This is a genomic window from Maritalea myrionectae DSM 19524, assembly GCF_000423365.1.
GTDB classification, from domain to species: Bacteria; Pseudomonadota; Alphaproteobacteria; order Rhizobiales; family Devosiaceae; genus Maritalea; species Maritalea myrionectae.
The window spans coordinates 1-9,307 of sequence record NZ_AUHV01000010.1; the positions used below are offsets into that span (position 1 = coordinate 1).

Below are 9,307 nucleotides of genomic sequence, written 5' to 3' on the forward strand. Positions count from 1 at the left end.
CTCTCATGTCGCATCATGATCTCATAAAGGTGGGCCTTCGTCTTCCTATAGAATCTCTAAGGGGAAACCCCACCTTTTTATGTCTGACTCCTAAGCAGCTCGCGCCTCGGAATGGAATCGGTAAATTTGGTCAACAAGGGCAATCCCTTTTCTGGTCAACTTAATGACCCGTTCTCGATGGTTGTCTTTGCCAATACTAACGCGTATTAGCCTATACCCACCTTTAGGTGACTGTTTATTCCCATCCGCCAGGTAGTAGGCTCTTTTTGCCGCAACTCGATACGGAATTTCAAGACGTCTTTCTAGCTCATGAATAGTGTTCAACTCACCATTCTGTTCAGCTCTCGCAATGTCTAAAAAGGTAAGTACCATTTCCAAAGGCATCTTTGTGTCCAGCTCATTAAATAGCTGCATAGCGGATATAGTCGCCTTTAGCTCGCTCATAAAAACCTCCAAACAATTCAACTAACCCCTGATAATCTTGACACGGTATGATGGCAAGACATTGAGGCCCCAGGCGAAACACGTATTGAAAAATGCGGCTTTGATTTTAATCTGTTTTGATTGGTGCAACATTGTCAAAATAATGAGGATTTCATCCGACTGCTTTTTGGTCAAAATCAACGATAACTATATTGGGAGGTCCAGTGGATGGGTACGCGATTAAACACTCTCGGAATAAAAGTGAATTCGGAAATAAACACTACCTTAGAAAGAAGAGATGAAGTCCTAGGCAGATTTGGTCCTATGTTTCGCGCTCCCACAAGCCTCTCAAGGGATGACTATTTGAGCTTCTTGAATTTCAAACACAATTATCATTGGACCAACTTAGTTCGCAGAGGCGGGGCCGCTGCAACAGACATGGAAAGTCTGCGGCATGGACTAATCATATTGCTAGATGAGGCTGTGCCACTTTCTGAGAGATTTGATGCAGCAAACAGCCAGATCAAAGGTGTGGGCAAGGCCATACTATCGGCAATACTATTAGTGGCATATCCTGACCGTTATGGAGTTTGGAATAGTACGAGTGAAAGCAAACTGAAAGAATGGCAAGCATGGCCTGAATTTCCCCGAGGTTCATCGCAGGGGGAACGATTTAAGATCGTAAATGACGTTCTCCTAGAGATATCTCGAGAACTTGATATTGACTTATGGTCCCTAGACGCCTTGTGGAGAGCTGATGGTTTTAAAAGAGAAAAAATAACTGATCACCAGAAATCCAGTTGGGCTGACGAAATAGATAGGATGGTAAATACAGCTGTCCAAACTACCAAATACGCAAGGGGTCAAAAGGTTGCTCGACGCGTCAAAAACAAAGACCTGAGACTCGACAAGGAGCGACTGACGACACATCTAAACGAGTTGCTTAGAGAGAACAATTACCGCTGTGCAATCAGCGGGTTGGAGCTAAAATTGGACGGATCAGACGCTCAACTTTTGCCTTCGCTTGATAGAATAGACAGTTACGGACATTACGAGGAGGGAAATCTTCAAGTAGTAGCGAAATTCATCAATTTTTGGAAGGGAGCCTCACGAGATTCGGACTTTCGCCGTCTCTTGAAACTCGTTAGAAGCACTGGTCATTAATAGCGAAATGTGAAGGGCGCACCTGTGCTCAAATCAATAGGTTTAAAGCTAGTCCGAAATTGGAGAAAGGTATTAGAATTTGCCGCTTGGACGGTCGGCTTAGGTCTTTTGGCGTCATTTGCTTATACAGGTTTCGAGAATGACGTACTGAACAAAAGGGCGGATCATGTAATGGCGACTTTTTCCACTTGCGCTCTATCCGAAGAGGGCGGTATTTCGGTTGAACAATCAGTTGAATGCATGACAGCGCTCTATACTTTTGACGGGCTAGAGCAAAGTGCCGCAAATTTCCAAGCCATACAGGATGTAATGGCGTTAACACATTGTCGTCGCAAGATGTCACCATCAAGCGAATATGATGAGTTTCGCACTTGCTTGACGCGCCAATTCCAAAAACTATCAGAGTTAGATCAGTAAGAACCCAAGCGATCATCTCTTAATCCTAAGCGGTCCATCGTATTTAATCTATATCCAAGGGAGGCAGCGACTTCACGATCTTCATCGTCTCGAGGCTAACCGTTGTTACACGCTGAAACAGCTCCAGTGGGTACTTAGGATCTCCCACCGTCTCATTTGCATAGTCGTTGGCATCATTGACAATGCCGGTTTTCTTATCGGTTTTGACAACTTGACGTTCCATTACCCATTCAAGGGCAGGTTTGCCGTTCACCACATAATCGTAAGCTTCCAAGGGAATGTTCTGCATCGTGATGTTTTCATTGTATATTACAGTTGATTTGTCTTTTACTTTGCCCTTGCCACCAAACTTCATCTTCTTGACGCGATAGAATTTCTTGGGATCGGTTCGAGACTCGGGGATCAAACGGTGGTTACCCTCTTTGAAAGTTACCATGAAGGGTTCGACTGTTTCGAAGTTCACATGGAGCTCACCTAAAGCACGACCGGCGTCGCGGATTGCTTTGAAGTCATCGAAGGATCTTACGGTGGGAATGCGAGGCAATTGTTTCGCAAGGTTGTTTTTAAACCTAACTCGATATTCAGGTGAATGAAGCAATCCGTAAATATAGAAAAACAAATCTTCCTTTGTAATTTTCTGACCAGGATACGCGGACCGTATTTTCGCTAGACCACCATCGGTTATTGCGTCATTTTGAATAAAATCGTGTGAATTCTTATTTTCATTTAACGAGAGCAATCCATCGCTTTGCTCAACCTTGTCGTAAAGATAAAGTGAGAAGCATTGCCCCTTTTCAAGGCAATCAAGGGCAGGAATATACTTTGTCATCAAAGCTGAAAAACCGGCTCGGCTTCCCACGCCGCTGACTTGAATTGCAAGATTTGGCAATGATGATTGTGGGAAAATACGGGGAATTCGAGCTACCCGTTGAATGAAAAGTGGGTCGTTAAACAGTAACTGCACTTGAAATGGTCGGTAGAGGCTCTTTCGTACGAGGTTTGGATTGAATGTAGAACGGTGCAATCGTTTAAATTTTGGAATGATCCCACTATGCCAATTTATCGATGTAGTCTCAAAATCCAGAAAATTCTTCAACTCATTACTCTTACCTTCCTCGATAAATCTATCAATCTCGCTATTGTAGTATTCACTCATTCTTTTCATAATGGCCAAAAGCGTCGTCTTGGATGAGTTGAACATCCAAGCGTCGCCATTTGTTTTGATGCCATTAGAATATGTTTTGAATGCTACTGGTTCCTTATTTCGACTGAGCTTACTGCCTATTAACAAGTGCTTAGAGAAGGTTTTGTCCACCTTATCAAGCCAGTCACCGTTGTCGTCAGGCGTTATCCGCTGCCAAGCCTCTGCTGCACTAATACCTTCAATTGAACCATAGGCCTTTATTATTTTTAGTTTGTCGTCAGTTGAAAGATCAGCGCCAATATCGTGAAAATAAATCTTACCGGGAACTGTACGGTTTTTATTTTTTACGAGTATAGAGATTGATATTCCGGTCATACTGCTCGATCTGAATATGTTTTGCCCTTCCCCGGCAGTCCCTTTGGACAACATGTTTTTTCTGATATCTCCGCGTAAGTGGAACACATACAATTCGCTAAACTCGTCTGTTAGGCATTTACGCATACCGTCTGCAAATGAACGTTCAATCCAAGCGCTACCCGAAACAAAAGCCATTACCCCAGCGTCGCCAATCCGCTCGCTTGCCCAACGAAATGCGCGAATGTAACTATCGTACAAAGCGTTTTTGTTTGTTGCACTGGATTGAGCGGCGTATGTTTGTCGAATACTCTTATCTAAGCTTTTATATCTTATGTTTGCAGCGTTGTCGTTGGCGCTTGTTTGTCCCGCTGAGTAGGGTGGGTTTCCTATAATGACGCGAATATCAAGTGCCTTTTGCTTTGAACGCCGTTCGGAGTTGTCCGGCAGAAGGTTTGCCACCATATCCCGCTCTTGCTCATAAAGTTGGAAAGTGTCGGTAAGCAGAATTCCCTCAAAAGGCTCATACGGTGCTTCGTCTTTAAGCTCACCTTGCTTCAGCTCGTGATAAACGGTCTCAATGTTGATTGCAGCGATATAGTAAGCAAGTAGTACAATTTCGTTGGCATGGATTTCTTCACGATATTTATGTTCAAGCTCATTCGCCGAAATCAAACCAGATTGCAATAGCCGGGTGATGAAGGTGCCGGTGCCTGTAAACGGGTCGAGAATATGAACGCCCGGTGACCCTATAGTCTGCCCGAATTGCGCTTTGAGCACATCATTAACTGAGTGGATGATGAAATCTACAACCTCAACAGGTGTATACACAATGCCTAGGCGCTGAGTCAGCACAGGGAATGCGCCCTTAAAGAAACTGTCGTAAATCTTATAGATAAGCTCCTGTCTACCGTGCGCTGTCACTACGTCAGCCGCGCGTCTCTCTACACTGGCATAAAACTTGGAGAGGCTTTCGGATTCCTTCGACAAGTTATGCTCATGCAACTGTCCCAGCACCGTTTCCATCGCTTTGGACACCGGGTTTTGCTTGGTGAATTGGCTGCCTTTAAACAAGGCGTCAAACACTGGCCGCGTAATCAAATGTTGCGCCAGCATTTCAATGGCTTCAGCTTCAGAGATTTCTGGATTCAGATCATCCTGAAGCTCTTCAAGGAAATCTAAGAAGGCTTTTCGCTCGGGACCTTCCTTTTTGACAATTGTCGTAATTCTGGTGATGTGGCGTTCAGCAATCTTTGCGATGTCTTTTGCCCAAGTATCCCAATATTCGCGAGTGCCGCATTTGGCGACAATTTTAGCCATGATCGCGCGAGTGAATTCGTCAAATACCAATTCGCCCTGTTTGGGTTCTTCGCTTCGAGGACGCTTGTCTTGTACGTCAGAACCTATACCAGCGCTTTTCTTCTCTGACTTGGACTTATTCGTGTCAAAGTCTTCAACAACGGCTGTGAGTTCTCTCAGTTCCGTCTCAGAAGAGATTCTGACCAATTCAATCTTGTCGCTGATGTCTTCCCCGAGTTCTGCTTGGTTTATCCGGGCATCAAGGCGCTCATCGTGTGCACGGAGGGCATTCAGAATCTGCCAGACAACACGATAGCGCTCATTATCGTTCAGCGCCTCCTCGGGCTTTACATTTGGCGGAATTGCGACTGGCAATATAACGTAACCAAGCTTTTTGCCCTCGGCTTTGCGCATAACGCGCCCTACAGACTGGACCACGTCGATCTGGCTTTTGCGCGGATGCATAAACATGATCGCATCAAGTGCAGGAACGTCCACACCTTCGGAAAGCACCTTGGCATTGGTCAGAATACGACAAGTATCATCATCTGTTTCCGCCTTGAGCCATTTAAGCATCTCATCTCTGGCAGTTGCATTGTAGCTGCCGTCGACGTGCCGCACTTCTGTTTTGAGATGCGGCATTTCATTCACGAGTTCATTGGTAGCGTACTCATCGGCAACCTGAGCAAACTCATCCTCAATAATTTTCGATTTCTCGATGCTTTGACAAAATGCAAGCGCTCGGCGCATCGGCGACGGATCAAAACCTAAGTCAGCCTTAATGTCACTTTTGGTCAACGCCTTGTAGCAACCTACGATCTTGGTCGCGTCATCAAGAGAAAGCTCAGCGCCTTCTTTTAGGCGTGTTTGGATTGTTGAAGACACCAAGCCCTCATCGACCGCCAAAACAACCACTTTGTAGTCGGTGAGCAATTCTCTTTCTACCGCCCAACCAAACCCTCTATGGAAGAGGTCCTTACCAAACTTGCTTTCATCGTCCATTGACGCCAGTTCGGCGTCGTGATCGTCAGCCTTGCGCTTTGCGGCATCACCAAAAATCCTCGGCGTGGCAGTCATATAGAGGCGTTTCTTAGCGGCAACGTGATCATTGCTATGAATGCGCACAAAGTTGCTGTCGTCTTGGTCTTTAAGTGTTACCCCGGTGGTTCTGTGGGCTTCGTCGCAAACCACCAAGTCAAACTCAGGTAAACCAAAGTCTTTTTGGGCGCGTGATAGCACGTCAATCGAATGATATGTCGAGAAGACAACTGTCATCTTCTCATTGGGAGCCGTCTGGACTTGGTGAGATAGCTTCTCAGCACTTGTGGTCGCTGGGAACGCTAGGTCGTGGACATTTAAGTCTAATGTGTCAGCGTCTTCATTCCGCCCGACCTTCTTGTCTGAACAAGCAGAGAAAGCTGTAAAATCCTCTTGGCAGTCATTCTTCCATTCGCGCACTGTTTGAGACATCAGCGCAAGTGAAGGAACCATAAACAGGACGCGCTTGCCCTTGCCAGCCAATTCCTCGGCGATGCGTAGAGCCGTAAAGGTCTTGCCTGTGCCGCAAGCCATGATCAACTTGCCGCGATCAGCCTCCTGCAAGCCAGACCGCACTAACTCTAAGGCTTCACGCTGGTGATCTCTAAGCTGCTTTTTCGGCTCTAAGCTGATATTGCCAGTACGAAGAAATTGAGACCAATCAATTCGACTGTCTTCCAGTTCATCAATCCCAATTCGGTTCCAGTCTTTTGACAGGTTATTCAGCGTTTCATTGGCGTTTCGCCCAAAGTCTTTTCGTGTAGTGTCAGCAATGATGAGGCGACTAAATACATCATTTGATGAGGCGGATATGAAGGTATCTAAATCGGGTTTTTGGATGCTGTAGTTTGGTGCATAAAACTTACATTGAACAGCTGCATAGCCTGAACCGTCCGCCAGCGTGGCGACCAAATCAATTCCCGTGTCGTTGCTAGCCCAGCCCTGTTTTTTGGCCCATTCAGAATACGTCTCCACAGCAGAATAATACTGCTTTTGGACGTCATCATTTTCCAGATAGACTTTGACGACACGTTCAAAGTAGTCGCCCTTTTCGCGTTCGTTGGTGGATTCTTCGCGGTATCTATTAAGTAATTCGCTGAGCTGCATAGGATTTTTCGACTGACAAATAGCTGATTCTGAATTGAATATGGATGGATGCTATCTGTGTGACGCAGGTAAATCCAGAGGGGATTGGTGGCGCAAGATATTGGCGTTGCAACCAAAATGTCGATTGACATAGCGACAGATGATATTGTAGGCGACGTTATCCCCGCACGTGATGCTAATAAATATCTATATATAACAACAACTTATATTTATATCCCCTTTAGGATAACGCATTCATTCGATAGCAAAAATCTCAATTTACATGCCCGAAAACCAGGCTTGGAATTAGTATCCCCTTTCAGTGCGAGACAATACAAATGACCGCACTCTTTTGGGCACTTATCCGGTGCTATTCGCGGCTACCATTTCCGCGGCTCACAAAAATAAATCTAAATACAGAAGGCGTTTCTAATGAAGAACTACGTCAGATTAAACGCGTTTGAGCGAACAGCTCGCGCGACTTATCCCGCGTGTGCGCCATGTGGCCCCTCGGACAACCAAGTGAAGCTTTGGGTTCAGCAAGCATCTATTTGCAACCAACAACTGGCAACGGACCAAGCAAAACACTCGAGGTTTCAAGTGATCCCACATAAGACTGGTATTGGCAAAACCCACGCGTTAAGTGTCTACGCCGCCGAGCTGGCTTGTACAAATCATACCCTAGATATGGAAAATCGAAAGCGAATGGTAATTGCCGTGCGCGAAAAAACACAAGCTGATGAGATGGTTGATCGTATCAACATAGCTGCAGGTGAAAATGTGGCATCTTCTCACTATACCGGCCACCATATAGAGCGAGGGGAACAACAAAAGTTAGATATCCTGGTTGTCACCCACGAAGGCATAGCAAGTGCAATAGCAAGCCTCGAAGTTGATGAGGTGCTTCAGCCGCATCAGTCATATTTAATCTCTCACAGCGATCTTATTGTTTTCGATGAAGCACCAGAGGCCCTTTTTCGAGTACAGCAGATTCCACTCAATTATCTGAGGCACCTTAAAGCGTTATCGTCACTTCTGGATCAACACGAACATCGAGAGGCTATTCACTACGTTGAGAAGCTGGTCGATACGTTCGAAAATAGCAAAAGGAAGAATGAAGAACTACTTTGGACCTCCGATGCCGACTGTCCGCTGCCGCCGCTCTCCTTGTTAAAGGCCACGCACTTTCTCGAAGCAATTAAACAGTTGGCCCGATTACCAGGTGGTCTGATTGAAAGAGCTAGGGAGCAAGCAAATTCCCATCTGCTCACCAGCGTTGGGGAGCGTTGGGTCACATTGAGAAATGACAAAGGCGGTATCGTGGTCGAGACAGCGCAGTTTATGTGGCCTCAACACTTGAACAAGCCTGTCGTTCTCGATGCGACTGGCGATCTTTGGCAAACCTGGCGACACATGTCTTCTCAGGTCAATATCGCTACGCCTGTTGCGGAGGCTCGCAGTTATCACAATGTCACTCTTCATGTTCAGCGCGAAAAGGGGTTGGGTAAATCCTGCACAAAACAGCAATTCGAAAATCGCCTGGCTCGAATTAAAGAGTATTTTGCCAATTCGGCAGATCACACTGAGACTTTGTTCGTCTCTCACAAAGACCGCTTAGACCTCGCAAAGAAACAGATGAAAAGAAAGAAAGGACATCATTATGCGTATTGGTTTGCAATCGACGGCAAGAACCATTGGGTCAATTGCACCCGAGTTGTCATCACTAGCCTTCCTTACACTCCTCCACATGCTGCCAAGCTAAAATATTGGGCGGCTACTCTTCCAAAATCGATTAAAGATGAATTGCCAAATGATCTCAGAGAACATGAGTTTTCAGAGATTGCGGGAAGGCTTGTTCAGGCAATCAATCGGAGTGCTTGTCGCTCGATATCGGACGAAGTTGGCGGGTGCCAGGAGACTGACATATACACTTTCTTACCCGCGGGGTTAGACGGAGACAGATTGATCGATCTGATCAAGAAACAGATGCCCGGCATTCAGGTGAAAGATTGGATAATACCCGACACTAACGGGTATGGGAGGATTAAAAGTGTGCAACAAAAGAACTTGATTGATTTTATGAAATGTAAAAAATCCGGCTCCTATACGACTAGAGAGATTGGCGACTTTCTAGGTTGGACAAAAAGCCAACTCGGAGAAGTGCATAGAGCGTTATCTAGTCCGACCCACTGTCTCCCTCAGGCTCTCAAAGCTCTTGGTGTTTCTCCAAGTCAATCCGGGAGAGGCCGAAGCTCGCGCTGGACCCTTTCTTGGGGCTAAGCGACACCTTAGGAGTCAGACATAAAAAGGTGGGGTTTCCCCTTAGAGATTCTATAGGAAGACGAAGGCCCACCTTTATGAGATCATGATGCGACATGAGAG

General features: G+C 45.9%; 5 protein-coding genes. 3 read left to right on the forward strand and 2 right to left on the reverse strand.

The features are described 5' to 3' along the window. Positions 1-90: 90 nt before the first annotated feature. Positions 91-444, reverse strand: coding sequence for a hypothetical protein (locus G549_RS0117610; protein WP_027836113.1), 354 nt, complete (start codon positions 442-444; stop codon positions 91-93). Between the two features lie 207 nt (positions 445-651). Between G549_RS0117610 and G549_RS0117620 the strand changes: the two genes are divergently transcribed. After that, positions 652-1,587 carry a hypothetical protein gene (locus G549_RS0117620; protein WP_051214105.1) on the forward strand — a complete coding sequence of 312 codons (936 nt, stop codon included), beginning with the start codon at positions 652-654 and terminating at the stop codon, positions 1,585-1,587. A gap of 24 nt (positions 1,588-1,611) precedes the next feature. After that, positions 1,612-2,004, forward strand: coding sequence for a hypothetical protein (locus G549_RS0117625; RefSeq protein ID WP_027836115.1), 393 nt, complete (start codon positions 1,612-1,614; stop codon positions 2,002-2,004). A gap of 43 nt (positions 2,005-2,047) precedes the next feature. Here G549_RS0117625 and G549_RS0117630 read toward each other — a convergent pair whose 3' ends face one another. Next, entirely contained in the window at positions 2,048-6,946 is a 4,899-nt protein-coding gene (locus G549_RS0117630) for a DEAD/DEAH box helicase (protein WP_027836116.1), read from the reverse strand. A 411-nt stretch (positions 6,947-7,357) separates the two neighbouring features. On the opposite strand from G549_RS0117630, the gene G549_RS0117635 reads away from it, so the two are divergent. Beyond that, positions 7,358-9,205 (forward strand): DEAD/DEAH box helicase, encoded by a 1,848-nt coding sequence (locus tag G549_RS0117635; RefSeq protein ID WP_027836117.1) that lies wholly within the window; start codon positions 7,358-7,360, stop codon positions 9,203-9,205. The last annotated feature ends 102 nt before the right edge of the window (positions 9,206-9,307 follow it).

What these genes read in the sequence shown, in the direction of transcription:
- G549_RS0117635 (WP_027836117.1), top strand. Translation starts at nt 7,358, where the DNA reads ATGAAGAACTACGTCAGATTAAACGCGTTTGAGCGAACAGCTCGCGCG.
- G549_RS0117620 (WP_051214105.1), top strand. Translation starts at nt 652, where the DNA reads ATGGGTACGCGATTAAACACTCTCGGAATAAAAGTGAATTCGGAAATA.
- G549_RS0117610 (WP_027836113.1), bottom strand. Translation starts at nt 444, where the DNA reads ATGAGCGAGCTAAAGGCGACTATATCCGCTATGCAGCTATTTAATGAG.
- G549_RS0117630 (WP_027836116.1), bottom strand. Translation starts at nt 6,946, where the DNA reads ATGCAGCTCAGCGAATTACTTAATAGATACCGCGAAGAATCCACCAAC.